We start from the raw sequence: 15,585 nt of genomic DNA on the forward strand, positions 1-15,585 counted from the left end.
TAAACCGATAACCCAATCAAATTCATAGTTATATTTTGCAAAATTCATTTTCGTTTCAGGTTTTAGTTGTATCGTTGACAGCATAATTAAACAATATTTTTTATGGTTAATATTTTATTTTTGGAGGTTTCATGGCTTTACTAAACAACAATGAACGTTATGGTTCTTTATCAATATGGTTGCATTGGCTCATGTTTTTGGTGATTGCCATGACTTTTGCCAGTATAGAGCTTAAGGGCTTATTTGAAAAAGGAACTGACGCTAGAGATTTAATGAAGTTGATTCACTTTAGTTTAGGTTTAACAGTGCTTGTTTTAGTGATTGCGCGTTTAATGATTATGTTACCGCAAAAAAATCCTGAAATAACACCAACGCCAAATAAAACCTTGCAAAAAATTGCCAAGGCAATGAAAGTGGTTCTATATCTATTTATGCTTGCTATGCCTATTTTGGGTTGGCTGATTTTAAGTGGTGCCGATAAGGTCACACCTTTTTATGGCTTTGATTTACCGGCACTAATCAATCCTGACAAAGACCTAGCACACACATTAAAAGAAATTCATGAAACCCTTGGTACGATTGGTTATTGGTTAATTGGCTTGCATGCTGTTGCCGCATTGTTTCATCATTACTTTTTAAAAGACGATACGCTTAAACGCATAATGCCTTAAAAGCGAATTTAACTCTTTTACTCTAATTCAAATCTAATATTAAAAGCCTCTGAATAAAGAGGCTTTTTCTTTCACCGTTTTAATTCTTATTGACTCCTTTATACCCAAAATCTTGGGCACGACGTTTTCTATTCTGTACTTTAACTTTGTTTAATTCTTGATTTAAATCATCTATTCAATTCATACAAAAATAGTTAATCATTTCGGGTGAAGACGTTTTTTTCCTCTGTGTAATATTATGAGTGCATTAAGGTTTTTACCGTATCTGGTCAGAAATGTAATGGAACTTTGAGTACAAATAAAAAAGAGGGGGAGTCATGAAGGGAACAAGCAAATACATCATTCATTTTATGAGATTGTTAGGCGTGTTGATTATGTCCGTATCTATTTCGGGATGTTTTGAATCATCATCTTCTGAAGAAATGAGTGATAGTGGTATTTATTTTCCAATTGATGGTGTTGATTATAGTGCAATAAGTTTAGATGCAAGTGCATCAGGGTTAAACGCCGGTGCAAGATTATTAGCTTCACAATGCGCACAATGCCATGGAACTTTTGGTGTTGCCGTAGCATCTTGGCCTGACTTATATGGACCGGGTTCAGTGGGAACAGCTATGACAGATTATCAAGACTTGTCATATATTGATAATCTGATGCATATGCATGCTTTGGCTTATACCTCTGCTGAAGTGGATTTACTAAAAACCTACTATTCAAAAATAAATTACAACCCGGTAGGAGGTTAGAAATGAGTAAATCAACCGTTAGATTAGAAGTCAGTCAAGCCATTTGGTCTCGTCGTCAGTTACTCAAAACGGGTGCAGGAGTATTGGCGGGCTTATCAGGATTGACTAGTGTAAAAGCCTTTGCTGCTGTTCCAGAAATTGTTGTGGTGGGGGGCGGTTTTGGTGGCGCTACCGCCGCTAAATATTTAAAAATTTGGGGCAAAGATACAGTTAATGTGACTTTGATTGAACCTAATACTAAGTTTAGTTCGCCCATCTTGAGCGGCATGGTGGTTACTAGTCAATTAGAGGTTGAAAAATTAGATTTTGGTTACAGTCGTTTAACGGGTATTCATGGTGTAAACCTTGTTAAAGATCAAGTGATAGCGGTTGATTCAGCTCTTAAAACTGTAACTTTATCCGATGGTGTAACAACCATGAATTATGACCATTTAATTCTAGCTCCTGGAATTGATTTTATTGATGTACCAGGTTGGGATAAAACAAAATTACCGCACGCTTGGAGTGGAAGAGATCAACTGGTTAATTTCCAACAACAACTGGTTAATTTTCCAGTAGGTGGAACTTTGGTTATTAAAGTGCCAAAACTGCCGTATCGTTGTCCTCCTGGACCTTATGAACGTGCGAGTACGGTAGCCGATTATTTAAGAGTAAATAATAAAAAAGCAAATGTGATTGTTTTAGATGCTCAACCGGACATTTCTATTGAAGCGGATATGTTTCGAGCTTTATATAGTGAGTTTGGTGTGGATTATCGCCCTAATATAGAAGTGGTTAGTGTTAATTCTGGCGATGCAGAAGGCAATGGTCGTTCTATTACTTTTAGTCAATCTAGTGGTGTAAATCAAACTATTGAAGCGGATGTGATTAATTTAATCCCAGATCATAAAGCTGGTTCTATTATTTTTACTGCGGGTTTAAATGTTGATAATTGGGCGCCAATTAATCCTTTGACTTATGAATCAACCGTATCGGGTAAAGAACATATTTACGTTATTGGTGACTCTCAAGCTACAGCGCAAGTAAAAGGAGGGCAAACTGCTAATGCGCAAGCAAAAATTTGTGCGGATGCTATTTTAAGAATAATGGCAGGTCAATTACCTTATGACACACCAATTACAACGGTAGGCTGCTCGGCTCCAGTGACCCAAACCAAAATTAATTGGGCGGGTAAAGCTTGGCGGTATGATTCAGGCACACAAACAATGGTTGTGAGTGCGAGTAATGTGGCGCCAGAACCTAGTGAGGTTTATCTTAAACCCATGTTGAAATGGGCTAATAACCTCTTTGCCGATACCTTTGGTTAAGATTTACCAGGCCTGGTAAATTTAAAAATTAGTATTGATTGGCTGAACTTTTAGCCATTTTTACTTGTTTGTAATCTCGTGCAAAAGTCTTTAGGCCTTTAAATATATAGAACACGCAATTATAAAAAGCCAAATCGTTAAAATGACGGATTGGCTTTTTTTGTTTTTAATATTTTTAGAAATTTAGTCATAAAGAGCAAATCTCGGTATCATAAACGTAATTTACTATTTTAAATCTGAACAAATATGAAAATACTGATTGGGGTTACAGGCGGCATTGCTGCTTACAAATCGTTAGAACTGACTCGGCTTTTTATTAAAGCGGGGCATCAAGTGCAAGTGGTAATGACGGCGGGTGCAAAAGAGTTTATTCAACCACTCTCTTTTCAAGCCTTGTCGGGGAACCCTGTGCGCGACAGTTTATTTGATGCCAATCAAGAAGCGGGTATGGGTCACATTGAATTGGCACGCTGGGCAGATGTGATTGTGGTTGCACCAACCTCAGCAGAAACGCTTGCCAAATTTAGGATGGGGCGTGCAGATGATTTGTTAACTACTTTGGTTTTGGCAACCGACAAACCCATTGTATTAGCCCCCGCTATGAACCGTTTAATGTGGAACAATCAAGCCACTCAAGAAAACGTAACGGTTTTAAAACAGCGAGGTTGGACATTATTACAACCCGGTTCTGGTGAGCAAGCTTGTGGTGAAGTAGGCGAGGGCAGAATGCCTGAACCGCAAGATATTTTTAATGCCGTTATGGCTGTGGCAATGCAGCAACAAGCGGATGACGAGGACTGGCAAAATTCAAAAAAACATTGGCAAGGTAAATCATTGTTAATTAGCGCAGGACCAACCTATGAGGATATTGATCCCGTACGATTTATTGGTAACAGAAGTTCAGGAAAAATGGGCTTTGCGATTGCGGAGATTGCCGCTAAATTAGGCGCTAATGTGACATTAATTGCGGGGCCTGTTCAGTTGGCAACGCCTAATAACGTTAAACGAATTGATGTGCGTTCTGCCTTACAAATGTTTGCGACTGTACAACAAAGTTATGCAAGTGCCGATTGTTTTATAAGTGCCGCAGCGGTGGCCGATTTTAGAGTGGCAGAAGTTGCTGAGCAAAAAATAAAAAAACAGGCTGAAAGTGACAAAATGACGCTTGAGTTGGTTAAAAATCCAGACATTGTGGCTTGGGTGGCTCAACAAGAAAATAAACCTTTTATTGTTGGATTTGCGGCAGAAACACAAAATGTGATTGAATACGCTAAAGACAAGTTACAGCGTAAAAAGTTAGACATGATTTGCGCTAATCAAGTAGGTAAAAATCAAGGTTTTGAAACTGATGTTAATTCGTTAACGGTGATAACAGAATCTCAACAACAAACATTTCCAACTTCATCTAAAGCTCAACAAGCGATTGCATTGTTAAGCATCATTTCTGAAAATATATAAGATATTCCAACTTTCTCTTAGATAACGCTTCCATACTGCCTAACGGCAATTTTTAGGGCGCAAAGCCTTAAAAGTGAGAGTTTTGCGGTTTGTATCTGTAGTTTTGATTTGTTATGGTAAAAAGAATAAATCAAAATTAGGGATAGCGTTTTCATGAAGTTCAATCATATTTCCTCCGTTTCAGCAGGGATTTTATCAGCACTGTTTGCCAATCAAGTTTTGGCTTCTAATGATTTAACATTAGGCCTTTGGTATAACTATGCCAATGAAAACGATAATCTTCCTGGTAATAGTTACACGGCGAACGGTGATTTTGGAAATGGCGCGGTTATTCTTTATGCCGATGGTGCGGCTGAAAAAGGTCAAGGTAATTGGTCATATTCGGCCGAATTACGAGTTGGCCCTGGTTCTTTTACAGATACTTTTAATAACTCAACAGGTGATGAAATATCACTACATAAAGCCTGGATTGGTTTTGATTTTAATGATAATTACAAACTGATTATTGGTAAAAGCCAAGTTCCTTTTGGTTGGAAAACCACCAATTTTTGGCCTGGTGATATGTATCAAGCAGGCTATGGCGACCAAATGGATGTGGGTTTAAAACTCGAATCCAAGCAAGGTAAATTAAACTATAACTTAGCCTATTATCTTCAAGATGACTGGTGGGCAACCAGTACCGATACCACCGACGACAACCGTCACTGGGGTTCTTCAACCACGTATAGCAAAAAAAATACTTTTGTTGCCGACGTGAATATGGCGGTTACACCAAACCATACAGTGGGCGTGTCATTGCAAACGGGTCAGTTACAAGATTTAACTGGCGAGCGTTCTAATCCTTTAACAAAACTCAATAATAGAAATGAATCAGACGGTGACCAGACGGCGGCGGCTATTTACTATAAAGGGACATTTGGCCCAACGTTTGTCAATGCAGAAGCGATTCAGACTGAGCGTTCAATGCCTAGTGATTTGGTTGCCGTTGATGGTATTGCCAGTAAACATAAAACCATGCGTTATGCTTTTGAAGTAGGTCGTACTACGGGTAACTGGAGATACTATCTTGATGCTACCTGGGCGGATTCTAGTACCAAAGGTAATAACAATAATATGATTGCCGCCTATGCACCAGGCGTCAGTTATGACTATGGCCCAGGTTGGATTTATGCTGAATACTTAACACAAAACGGGTATATCGATCGTTATGGTGACGTAGTAAATGATGATTATGAATTTAAAGCGCTTTACCTTTCTATGGATTGGTATTACTAAAGTGTGGCCTTTGCACGAACTTGATTCATGCAAAGAACTTAAACCATAACTTTTAAACGCTTTATTTTTAATGGTCAATCTAGGCAAAATTTATAACGGGGGCGTAAGCCCTCAAGTCAAAATGTAAGACTCAAAGGTAATTTTTTATGAGTGAAACCAAAAATATCGAACCTGCAAAATTAAATCCCCCTGTGTTTTATAGCGCATCAGCTATTATTGTTTTATTGTTAGTTTACACGTCATTTTTGCCTACTCAGGCAGGTGAATTTTTTAAGGGTTTACAAGCTATATTGGTTGATAATGGTGGTTGGTTTTATATTTTAACGGTTGCTATTCTTTTTATTACCGTTGTGTTTTTAGGTTTGTCCCGCTACGGTGAAATTAAGCTAGGGCCAGACCATGCTACGCCAGATTATTCTAATATTACTTGGTTTTCTATGCTGTTTTCTGCAGGTATGGGTATTGGTTTAATGTTTTTTGGTGTTGCAGAACCTGTAATGCACTTTTTAGCACCACCCGTTGGCGATGCCGGCACTATAGCGGCTGCACGTGAAGCGATGCGAATTACCTTTTTTCACTGGGGACTTCATGCTTGGGCCATTTACGCTATTGTGGCATTAATTCTGGCCTTCTTTAGTTATCGACATGGTTTACCTCTTACATTACGTTCTGCTTTGTATCCGCTAATTGGTGAAAAAATATATGGCCCAGTTGGTCATGCGGTAGATATCTTTGCTGTTATAGGTACGGTGTTTGGTATTGCCACCTCTTTAGGTTACGGCGTTTTACAAATGAATACTGGTTTAAACTATTTGTTTGGTGTGCCAGTTGATACATTGTCACAAACGTTATTAATTGTAGCAGTCATGTCATTAGCTGCTGTGTCAGTTGCCACAGGTTTAGATAAAGGGATTCGCCGCTTGTCTGAGCTCAATATGAGTTTAGCCGTTATATTAATGTTTTTGGTGCTCGCTCTAGGTTCAACGGTCTTTTTATTACAAGCACTAATTCAAAACGCGGGCGCCTATTTATCGGATATTGTCAGTGCGACTTTTAACTTGTACGCTTATAAGAAAACCGATTGGATTGGTGGTTGGACTATATTCTATTGGGCTTGGTGGTTAGCTTGGGCTCCGTTTGTTGGTTTGTTTATTGCTCGAGTGTCTCGCGGTCGTAGTATTCGCCAGTTTGTTATTGGTGTGCTTTTTGTCCCCGTTGGTTTTAGTATGATGTGGTTTACGGTATTTGGTAATTCAGCCATTGATATGATTTTAAACCAAGGTTTAGCCAGTTTAGGTACTCAAGTTTCTAGCGATGTTTCTGTTGCATTATTTGTCTTTTTAAATCAGTTTCCGTTTGGTGAGGTGTTATCAGGAATCGCTATTGTTATGGTGGTTATTTTCTTTGTAACCTCGGCCGATTCTGGGGCTTTAGTGGTAAATATGTTGTGTTCAAATGGTCGTGATGACACGCCAATGTGGCAACGTATGTACTGGGTTATAGGTATTGGGTTAATTGCGGTTATTTTATTGTTAGTAGGCGGTTTAGCTGCGTTACAAACCATGACCATTGCCAGTGCGATGCCATTTTCGATTGTGTTATTAATGACCACCTACGGGCTAATTAAAGCCTTAAGGGTTGATATTGCCAAACGCGATAGTTTGCTTACCAATACCACACCTGTACCCACAGAAAATGGAGACAACAGTTGGAAAGAACGTTTGCATAATATTGTCGATTATCCAAGTCGTGCAGCGGTAGGACGTTATATTCAAAAAACGGTTAGTCCGGCATTTAATGAGGTAGCGAAAGAATTAGGTGAACAGGATTTAGTTGTTGAAATTGAAAATGAAAAAGAGCTTGATCGTATTCGTTTAATTGTTCGTCACGGTGAAGAGGTTGACTTTATTTATGAAGTACGTAGCCGTTCACATTTACGTCCTGAATTCACACAAGTAGAAGTTCCATCAGAAGAAATGGATGAAAGCGCACACTATTATCGTGCTGAGATTCACTTACGTGAAGGTGGTCAAGATTACGATGTGATGGGTTGGTCAAAAACCGCGATTATTAATGACATTATTGATCACTACCATAAACACATGCATTTCTTACACGTATTACGATAAGAGTGTGAGTAGCGAGTTAAATAAAACTCGTTATGAGAAGTGAATGAAAAAAGCCTCAAGTCACAAAGTTAAATGTGACTTGAGGCTTTTTTTTGGCTTGATTTCCAATCATTATTTATGATTTAGCTAAGCTTGTTAAGTATCGAGAGTACATTGTTCTTAGGCAAAGGTCTCAATACATGTCTAATTAACATTCAACCCAGGTTACTGCTAAACCGCCTAAAGAGGTTTCTTTGTATTTGTGAGACATCTCATCGCCTGTTTTTTTCATTGCGGCGATACAACTATCTAACGGCATAATATGTACACCACTTTCACGCAAGGCGATAGATGAAGAGGTATAGGCTTTTATAGCACCAAAACCATTACGTTCAATACATGGTACTTGTACTAAACCTTTTACGGGGTCACAGGTCATGCCTAAATGATGTTCTAAAGCCATTTCTGCGGCTTGTTCAATTTGCTCTGGCGTACCACCTTTTGCGGCACATAAACCCGCTGCCGCCATTGACGATGCTGAACCTACTTCACCTTGGCAACCCACTTCAGCACCAGAAATTGAACTATTGTGCTTAATTAAACCGCCAATCGCGGCCGCAGTAAGCAAAAAGGTTTTAATTTGTTCAGTGGTGCCTTTTTCATGGTGTACTAAGTAATATAAAACAGCGGGGATGACACCAGCAGCCCCATTTGTGGGGGCGGTAACAACCATGTGGCCAGCGGCATTTTCTTCATTTACTGCCATGGCATAGGCGCAAAGCCAGTCATTTACATTGCCTGTTTCAGGTTCATTTTTTAGCTGACGGTAAAGGTTTTTTGCACGACGTTTTACATTTAAGCCACCAGGTAAAATACCTTCAGTATTTAGGCCATTTTCTACACAGCGTTCCATCGCTTGCCAAATTGCATCAATGTTTTTATTAATTTTGGCTTCTGAGAGATGCTTTTTTTCATTTACTAATTTCATCTCGGCAATGGTTTTTTGGTTTTCATTCGCGAGTGTTAACATGAGTTCGGCATTGTTAAATGGGTATGGGAATAGTTGCGCAGGTTCCCCGATTATCGGTGCTTCGATTGAATTTATTTCATTTATCGTGGTGATAAATCCTCCACCAATTGAGAAGTAAATCTCCATATCGATGCGTTGATTATTTTTATCTAAACATTCCATAATCATGCCATTTGGATGCTGAAATAAAGGATCACCAAAATCAAAAAAGATATCGCGTTCAAAATCAAAAACAACTTGAGTTGATAAACGAGAAATTAAGGTAGGTTGTTTTAACTGACCCAATAAAATAGGGATATCAACATCAATTAAATCAGCTGGTTTGTAACCATGAACACCCAATAAAACGGCAGAGTCCGTAGCATGACCATGCCCCGTGAATGCTAAAGAGCCTTTTAAAGTGCATTTAATTCGAGCAATATTTAGATTAGGGTTTTGTTGCAGTTGTTCTTTTACGCGTTGAATGTAATTTTCAGCCGCAATCATAGGCCCCATAGTGTGTGAACTAGAAGGGCCTACACCAATTTTAAAAATATCAAAAACGCTAATAAACATAATAAAAACTTATCAATTTTAGTAATAAATAGACTTTCTATACTACTCGTTATAAATCTGTTTAGTAGAACAAAGCGTTATAGTTACTATAATTTATTGTAAAGTTGAGATTTAGTCTCTATAACAATGACATAGCGTTGAGATTGAAATGCTTAAAAATAAAAAACCTGCAAAAAAGCAGGTTTGAAGTAACCCCAAAAAGTTGGTTCATTTTATTAACGGCGCTACGTTAAATTGAAGTTAGATAGCTACATGCTAAGAGCTGGAGTGTTTTAACGTTTAGCTTGCCTACTCAACTTTACAATAATGGGTGAAAGAACGAGTAAGGCAATGAGGTTAGGAACAGCCATTAAGGCATTCAGTATATCAGCCAATATTAAAACGGTATTAAAGTAGTCTGAGAGTGCCGCACCAGCAAAAACCGCAATAACCCACAACACTCGGTAGCCTGTAATCACTTTGACCCCCGCCACATATTCAGCACAACGTTCACCGTAGTAACTCCAGCCCAATAAGGTAGTAAAAGCAAAAATAGCTAAGCCAATAGCAACCACTATTGCACCAAAATCTGAGCCTAAACCGGTTGAAAAGGCTAATGCGGTTAAGGGCGAGCCAGTTTCTCCACTTTGCCAAACACCTGTAACCATAATCACTAAGGCGGTCATGGTGCAAAGAATAATGGTGTCAATAAATGTGCCTAACATTGCGATGTGCCCTTGTTGTACCGGGTCTTTGGTTTTTGCAGCGGCATGGGCAATAGGGGCGGTTCCTAAACCAGCTTCATTTGAAAATATGCCTCGAGCGACACCAAATTGAATGGCTAAAATAATACTTGCACCAGCAAAACCACCCGCAGCGGCGCTACCTGTAAAGGCACTTTGTACAATGGTGTTAAATGCGTTTGGTAAAGCGTCAGCATGGGTGATTAAAATATATAAAGCAAACAGAATATAAAACAGTGCCATAATTGGCACTAATGCCGTGGCGGTTTTAGCAATACGTTGAATTCCACCAAATAATACCAGGCCTACCAAAACCATTAAAACTAAACCTGTGATTTGATTGTTTATGTGAAAAGCGCTTTCCATTGCGCCTGCAACAGCATTGGCTTGAACCATATTACCAATACCAAAAGCGGCGATGGTTCCAAATAAAGCGAAGGCAAATCCAAGTGGTTTCCACTTCTCGCCCATACCATTTTTAATGTAATACATTGGGCCACCTACATGACGACCATCTTCATCAATTTCGCGGTAATTTACGGCTAACACCGCTTCACTGTATTTGGTTGCCATACCTACTATGGCTGTTACCCACATCCAAAAAATAGCCCCAGGGCCACCGATAAATAGAGCGGCAGCAACCCCAGCGATATTACCAGTACCAACCGTAGCCGCCATGGCGGTCATTAAGGCACTAAATGGCGTAATGTCACCATCTTCTTTTGATTTTCGGCTTTTCCAAAGAAGACTAAAAGCATAAAACAGGTGACGAAGTGGTAAAAACTTTAGGCGAATGGTTAAGAAAATACCTGTACCTAATAAAAGTATAAGCATAGCAGGGCCCCAAGCCCAACTACTTGCGGTTGAAAGTATGCCGTTAATGTTTTCCATAACTCAATGTGCCCTTAAAATTTGTGTGTGTCCATTAAGTTACCTAGCTTTAGAGGTAATGTCGAGTAAAAATATAAAATTGTCTACAATCTATTATTGATTTTGTATTGCTCTTTATAGAGTTTGATTACACGTCTAACAAGGTTAATTGCTTACTTCCTTCAGTTTAGCATTCCATACTGCGGCTAAAATGGCGATAATGCTGAGAAATAAAATGACAAATTGTATTGAGATAATATCGGCTAAAATCCCAATTAAACCACCCGCCAACATGGCAATGCCAATCACAGTGTTACTTAACGCAACATAACTGGCGCGAGTTTGTTCATTGGCTAAGTCAACCAAATAGATCTTACGACTCAGTCTAACGCCACCATAAAATATGGTAACGGCAAAGAAAAAGAGTGCATGCATAATAGGGTGAATTAGCAGTTCGCTATTTATTTCAACCAGTATAAATAAAGCAATACCAATAACGGCGGTGCCTAAAGAGGCTAAACTCATAACTAGGCGACTAGAATAATCACTTAACTTACCCCATATAGGCGCACTGAGCATACTGGCAATACCGCTACTTATAATGAGCATGCCCAACCCTGTAAGTTGTTGGGCACTATATTGTTGTGCTAATAAAATATAAAAAGGCGGGACTAAAGCGCTGCTTAATAGCAATATACGGCCAATCACATATTGTCTAAATGGGCGGTCGGTTTTGAGTAAAGAAAAGCTTTTAACGGCAACGGCAAACGCATTGCCACCTCCTTGAGTTGAACCATCATGTTCGTTAATGGTGTTAAAAAAGAACAGTGCGATAAACCATAATATGCCACCAATTAATAGCAGTAAGGCAAGTAGGTTAACGGGAGGTGTAGAGTTAAAAAATTCTATATAAAGACCCACTGCTAAAGTTGCCAGGCCTGCTAAACCTGCACTTACACCCATTAAAAGACCGCGTTGTCCCTTAGATACGGTTTTGCCCAGTACATCTTTTGCGGAAACGGAACATAAACCCCGCGCTAAACTAAAAACCACCAATGCAATAATGAGTGCCCAGCCCGCAGCGGCTCCGGTTAATGTAATCGCGGTCAATGCCATGGCTAATAATGCCATACCAGACAGTGCCGCACCTAACAACCAAACCCATTTACGTTTAGGTCTGTGGCGTACAGCGGCGGCCACAAATAATTGGGGTAACAGCACGCCTGATTCACGTATTGGAACTAAAAAACCAACCAAAACACCAGGCGCACCTAAGGCTCCCATTAACCAGGGTAAAATGAGTTTGGCGCTGGCTAATTCATCGGCCACTTTACCTAAAAAATTGGCCATTAAATACCCAAAAAAATTACGAGGTTGATGTTGACAGGATTGTTCGGGTATCTCTTTACAAACACGAGCATCTTCATCACCCGTTAGAAGTTCGTAAGTTTTAGTGATGAATGTCGGTTCTGAATCTTTTATATGTTGACTCATTTAATTTCCTGGTGAGAGTTTTGGCTACGCAGGAATCGCGTACCAAACAGCAAAAAAATGGCTAATGCTTCCGCCTAAAACAAATAAATGCCATAAAAAATGACCGTAAGCAAGTCGAGTATCGGTAAGATAAAACACGATGCCTAAGCTATAAGAGATACCTCCGGCTACCAACCAAAACAGTCCAATGCTAGATAAGTTAGCAAGAAGAGGTTCAATGGCAATGACAATAATCCATCCCATTACCAAATACAAAACATTATCAAAAATAGGCCGATTCATAGCGCCACCAAATATTTTTAATAAAATGCCAAGGGTGGCTAACCCCCAAGTAATACCAAATAACGTCCAACCCCAACCGCCATATAAAACGCCTAAAGTAAACGGGGTGTAAGTACCCGCAATTAAAATAAAAATCATAGAATGATCAACGACCTGAAAGGCATTTTTTAACCGACCATTGGGCACGGCGTGATACAGGGTTGAACCTAAATAAAGCAAAATCATGCTGGCAGTAAAAATACAAACGCCCACCAAATAACCAGTGTGTGGACTGTGAGCGGCATGAACAATTAAAAAAGGAGTACCAATGATTATGGCCAGCAAACCAAAGCCATGACTTAGGCTATTGGCAATTTCTTCGCCTAAGGTTTGTAGCCGGTTTAGGGCTGTTTCGGGAGGGTGAACTTTAAACATACCTATTCCTTGGTGGTTGTTTTTTAACAGTAATGTAAAGCCAGTCTAAAGGATTATTTTCTGTAAGCCAAACAGTACCAAAAAAGGCTGCTTGTTAAAAGTGTGAGTCAGGTAAAATAGCCAGAAAATAATAACGTTGAAATAGTAATACCGTTTTTAAGGAGAATACATGACGATTCAAGTGGAATACAAAATTTTAGATAAACGCTTAGGCAATGAAATTGAAATGCCACATTACGGCACAAAAGGCTCTGCGGGCCTAGATTTACGTGCTTGTATTGAAGACGATATGACCATTGAGCCAGGACAAACCGTTTTAATACCAACAGGTATGGCGATTCACTTAGACGATGCTGGCTTAGCAGCAATGCTTTTACCTCGATCTGGATTAGGACATAAACACGGTATTGTTTTAGGTAATTTAGTGGGCTTAATTGATTCAGACTATCAAGGACCCTTAATGGTTTCGGTTTGGAATCGTGGTGATACGCCTTATAAAGTAGAAGTAGGTGAACGCATTGCCCAAATGGTGATAGTACCAGTGCTTCAACCTGTTTTTACTCAAGTAGAAGAGTTTGGTGATGCTACCGAACGTGGCGTAGGTGGTTTTGGATCAACGGGTACAAAGTAAACATATAACAAACAGAAACGGCATAATTATTTAAATTTACCAGGCCTGGTAAATTTAAATAATGGCTGTCACATATATTGAACTTATGGTGGCTAAATTTCTAGTTTGAGTAATCGTTATCAATAAAGTTTTTGATTTTATCTACCGCTTTAATTAGTTGCGACTCATCCGTGGTGTAAGCCAAACGAATATGTTGATTGGCTTTGTAGTCACCAAAATCTTTACCTGGCGTAATAGCGACACCTGTTTTTTGGAGTAATTGACTGCAAAAGTCAGCGGCATTATCTGTAAAGCTAGACACATCCCAATATAAATAAAACGCACCTTGTGGTTGGTTTTTTAAGGTAAAGCCCGCCGCTTGCATAGCTTTGGTTAAGGTATTACGGCGTTGTTCAAAAATGCTTCTACGTTTTTCTAGCTGTACCAAAGCATCGGCATCGAGCACTCGCAGTGCCGCATATTGCGATGGCGTGGGAGCGGCTAAAAATAGGTTTTGCCCCAAGCGATCTAAAATAGGCATGAGATGTGTTGGGGCAACCGTCCAACCTAAACGCCAACCTGTCATACCAAAAAATTTAGAAAATGAGTTAATCACAATCACATTCTCAGGCAAGTTTGGGTTGCTTAAAATACTTTCAGCTGGGCGATCATAAACCAGGCCTTGATAAATTTCATCGACAATAAAATAAGCATTATTTTGGGCTAAAAAATTTGCCATTTTAACCAGTTCTGCCTGCTCAATAATCGTGCCTGTTGGGTTAGCAGGAGAGGCGACCATAACCGCCTTAACACCCTGTTGCCAATGCTGTTGTAGCAAATCAAAGGTTAATTGGTAGTTGGTTTCATGTGAAACAGGGATTGAAAGCAGGTCTGCTTGTAATAAATGCACAAATTGGCGATTACATGGATAGGTTGGATCACATAAAATGACTTTGTCATTTGGATTAAGAATGGCAGTTAATACCAATTGCAATGCAGTAGATGAGCCAGGGGTAATCATTATGTTTTGACTAGCCACTTTGGCATGGTAAAAGTGGTTGTAAAAGTCTGCAAGCTTATCTCTTAATGCTGGCAAACCGAGTGTTGGCGTGTAATGGGTAAAACCTTTTTTAACGGCCTCATAAGCCGCATCATGCACGCAGTTTAATGAGGCAAAATCAGGTTCGCCAATCTCCATATGAATAATCGATTTGCCTTGCGCTTCTAATGCTTTGGCTTCACCCAATATTTTCATAACATGAAACGGTTGAATAGCGGCAGAAAGGGTAGAAATTTGGGGTGAAAATTTTGAACTGTGCGTGTTTGTCATAGTAAGAAACTTTTGATTTATTTCATTAAATTATAAAGCTAAAACGCTAAGTAAAAACAGATTACTCAAAAGAGAATAGTAAAAAGAGTTTAGTCAAAAGAATCTATTCTTTTTGCCAGGAAAAGCAAGTGGTAAAATACGCCATAAATTTATATAAGATTACATTAAGATACCTAGCTTGGCACTTTACCAGGCCTGGTAAAAATAAGGAGAAAACATGCCTTCATTTGATATTGTTTCAGAATTAGATAAGCACGAACTGCAAAACGCGTTAGATCAAGCGAATAAAGAAGTGACAACCCGTTATGACTTTAAAGGAACCGATTCTAGTTTTGACGTAAAAGGCACCACCGTGACTATGAACACGCAATCGGATTTTCAGTTGGATCAAATGTTTGATATTTTGGTACAAAAAGCCAATCGCCGTGGTATTGATGTGAAGTGTATGGAGGTTAAAGATCCTGATGTTCAGCTAAAAACCGCCAAGCAGGTTATTGAAATGAAAGAGGGCTTGGATGCCCCTTTAGCGAAAAAAATTATCAAAGCGATTAAAGACTCAAAAATCAAAGTACAAGCCGCTAATCAAGGTGATAGCGTGCGTGTAACAGGTAAAAAACGTGATGATTTACAACAAGTGATGCAACTATTAAAAGGCATGGAAGATTTAGAGATGCCTTTACAATTTAATAATTTTAGAGATTAAGGCCAACATT

The 15,585-nt window shown here is 39.2% G+C and carries 13 protein-coding genes; 8 read left to right on the top strand and 5 right to left on the bottom strand.

Translation table 11 applies throughout. The annotated features are described in order from the left end of the window. Positions 1-131 precede the first annotated feature (131 nt). The 6 genes from ACYQ0E_RS02415 to betT all read left to right on the top strand — a co-directional run bounded on the left by ACYQ0E_RS02415 (position 132) and on the right by betT (position 7,586). Entirely contained in the window at positions 132-671 is a 540-nt protein-coding gene (locus ACYQ0E_RS02415; protein ID WP_460186660.1) for a cytochrome b, read from the top strand. A gap of 374 nt (positions 672-1,045) precedes the next feature. Further along, complete coding sequence (locus ACYQ0E_RS02420) at positions 1,046-1,417, top strand: c-type cytochrome (RefSeq protein WP_460186661.1); 372 nt, start codon at positions 1,046-1,048, stop codon at positions 1,415-1,417. Positions 1,418-1,419: 2 nt separating this feature from the next. Continuing rightward, a complete protein-coding gene (locus ACYQ0E_RS02425) occupies positions 1,420-2,724 on the top strand; it encodes an FAD-dependent oxidoreductase (protein WP_460186662.1) in 1,305 nt (434 codons plus the stop codon). 246 nt (positions 2,725-2,970) lie between these two features. Next, positions 2,971-4,182 carry a bifunctional phosphopantothenoylcysteine decarboxylase/phosphopantothenate--cysteine ligase CoaBC gene (gene coaBC, locus ACYQ0E_RS02430; RefSeq protein WP_460186663.1) on the top strand — a complete coding sequence of 404 codons (1,212 nt, stop codon included), beginning with the start codon at positions 2,971-2,973 and terminating at the stop codon, positions 4,180-4,182. Between the two features lie 153 nt (positions 4,183-4,335). After that, complete coding sequence (locus ACYQ0E_RS02435; protein ID WP_460186664.1) at positions 4,336-5,457, top strand: hypothetical protein; 1,122 nt, start codon at positions 4,336-4,338, stop codon at positions 5,455-5,457. Positions 5,458-5,603: 146 nt separating this feature from the next. Further along, the gene (betT, locus tag ACYQ0E_RS02440) at positions 5,604-7,586 is read left to right on the top strand and encodes a choline BCCT transporter BetT (protein WP_460186665.1); all 1,983 of its coding nucleotides are present in this window, start codon (positions 5,604-5,606) and stop codon (positions 7,584-7,586) included. Positions 7,587-7,773: 187 nt separating this feature from the next. Here the strand turns inward: betT and ACYQ0E_RS02445 are convergent, their stop codons facing one another. From ACYQ0E_RS02445 to trhA, 4 genes are all read right to left on the bottom strand, one after another. After that, positions 7,774-9,150 (bottom strand): L-serine ammonia-lyase, encoded by a 1,377-nt coding sequence (locus tag ACYQ0E_RS02445; RefSeq protein ID WP_460186666.1) that lies wholly within the window; start codon positions 9,148-9,150, stop codon positions 7,774-7,776. 272 nt (positions 9,151-9,422) lie between these two features. Next, positions 9,423-10,763: an alanine/glycine:cation symporter family protein gene (locus tag ACYQ0E_RS02450; protein ID WP_460186667.1), complete on the bottom strand. Its 1,341-nt coding sequence runs from the start codon at positions 10,761-10,763 to the stop codon at positions 9,423-9,425. Positions 10,764-10,907: 144 nt separating this feature from the next. Continuing rightward, positions 10,908-12,236: an MFS transporter gene (locus ACYQ0E_RS02455; protein WP_460186668.1), complete on the bottom strand. Its 1,329-nt coding sequence runs from the start codon at positions 12,234-12,236 to the stop codon at positions 10,908-10,910. Positions 12,237-12,260: 24 nt separating this feature from the next. Beyond that, positions 12,261-12,932 carry a PAQR family membrane homeostasis protein TrhA gene (gene trhA, locus ACYQ0E_RS02460; protein ID WP_460186669.1) on the bottom strand — a complete coding sequence of 224 codons (672 nt, stop codon included), beginning with the start codon at positions 12,930-12,932 and terminating at the stop codon, positions 12,261-12,263. Positions 12,933-13,101: 169 nt separating this feature from the next. Here trhA and dut point away from each other — a divergent pair, with 169 nt between their 5' ends. Then, complete coding sequence (gene dut, locus ACYQ0E_RS02465) at positions 13,102-13,563, top strand: dUTP diphosphatase (protein WP_460186670.1); 462 nt, start codon at positions 13,102-13,104, stop codon at positions 13,561-13,563. A gap of 100 nt (positions 13,564-13,663) precedes the next feature. Here dut and ACYQ0E_RS02470 read toward each other — a convergent pair whose 3' ends face one another. Further along, entirely contained in the window at positions 13,664-14,872 is a 1,209-nt protein-coding gene (locus tag ACYQ0E_RS02470; protein ID WP_460186671.1) for an aminotransferase class I/II-fold pyridoxal phosphate-dependent enzyme, read from the bottom strand. A 217-nt stretch (positions 14,873-15,089) separates the two neighbouring features. Here ACYQ0E_RS02470 and ACYQ0E_RS02475 point away from each other — a divergent pair, with 217 nt between their 5' ends. Beyond that, entirely contained in the window at positions 15,090-15,575 is a 486-nt protein-coding gene (locus ACYQ0E_RS02475; protein WP_460186672.1) for a YajQ family cyclic di-GMP-binding protein, read from the top strand. Positions 15,576-15,585 lie beyond the last annotated feature (10 nt).

The sequence above is a fragment of the Thiomicrorhabdus hydrogeniphila genome (assembly GCF_054656895.1).

What these genes read in the sequence shown, in the direction of transcription:
- ACYQ0E_RS02450 (WP_460186667.1), bottom strand. Translation starts at nt 10,763, where the DNA reads ATGGAAAACATTAACGGCATACTTTCAACCGCAAGTAGTTGGGCTTGG.
- ACYQ0E_RS02470 (WP_460186671.1), bottom strand. Translation starts at nt 14,872, where the DNA reads ATGACAAACACGCACAGTTCAAAATTTTCACCCCAAATTTCTACCCTT.
- ACYQ0E_RS02445 (WP_460186666.1), bottom strand. Translation starts at nt 9,150, where the DNA reads ATGTTTATTAGCGTTTTTGATATTTTTAAAATTGGTGTAGGCCCTTCT.
- ACYQ0E_RS02435 (WP_460186664.1), top strand. Translation starts at nt 4,336, where the DNA reads ATGAAGTTCAATCATATTTCCTCCGTTTCAGCAGGGATTTTATCAGCA.
- ACYQ0E_RS02425 (WP_460186662.1), top strand. Translation starts at nt 1,420, where the DNA reads ATGAGTAAATCAACCGTTAGATTAGAAGTCAGTCAAGCCATTTGGTCT.
- ACYQ0E_RS02455 (WP_460186668.1), bottom strand. Translation starts at nt 12,236, where the DNA reads ATGAGTCAACATATAAAAGATTCAGAACCGACATTCATCACTAAAACT.
- betT (WP_460186665.1), top strand. Translation starts at nt 5,604, where the DNA reads ATGAGTGAAACCAAAAATATCGAACCTGCAAAATTAAATCCCCCTGTG.
- trhA (WP_460186669.1), bottom strand. Translation starts at nt 12,932, where the DNA reads ATGTTTAAAGTTCACCCTCCCGAAACAGCCCTAAACCGGCTACAAACC.
- ACYQ0E_RS02475 (WP_460186672.1), top strand. Translation starts at nt 15,090, where the DNA reads ATGCCTTCATTTGATATTGTTTCAGAATTAGATAAGCACGAACTGCAA.
- coaBC (WP_460186663.1), top strand. Translation starts at nt 2,971, where the DNA reads ATGAAAATACTGATTGGGGTTACAGGCGGCATTGCTGCTTACAAATCG.
- ACYQ0E_RS02420 (WP_460186661.1), top strand. Translation starts at nt 1,046, where the DNA reads ATGTCCGTATCTATTTCGGGATGTTTTGAATCATCATCTTCTGAAGAA.
- dut (WP_460186670.1), top strand. Translation starts at nt 13,102, where the DNA reads ATGACGATTCAAGTGGAATACAAAATTTTAGATAAACGCTTAGGCAAT.
- ACYQ0E_RS02415 (WP_460186660.1), top strand. Translation starts at nt 132, where the DNA reads ATGGCTTTACTAAACAACAATGAACGTTATGGTTCTTTATCAATATGG.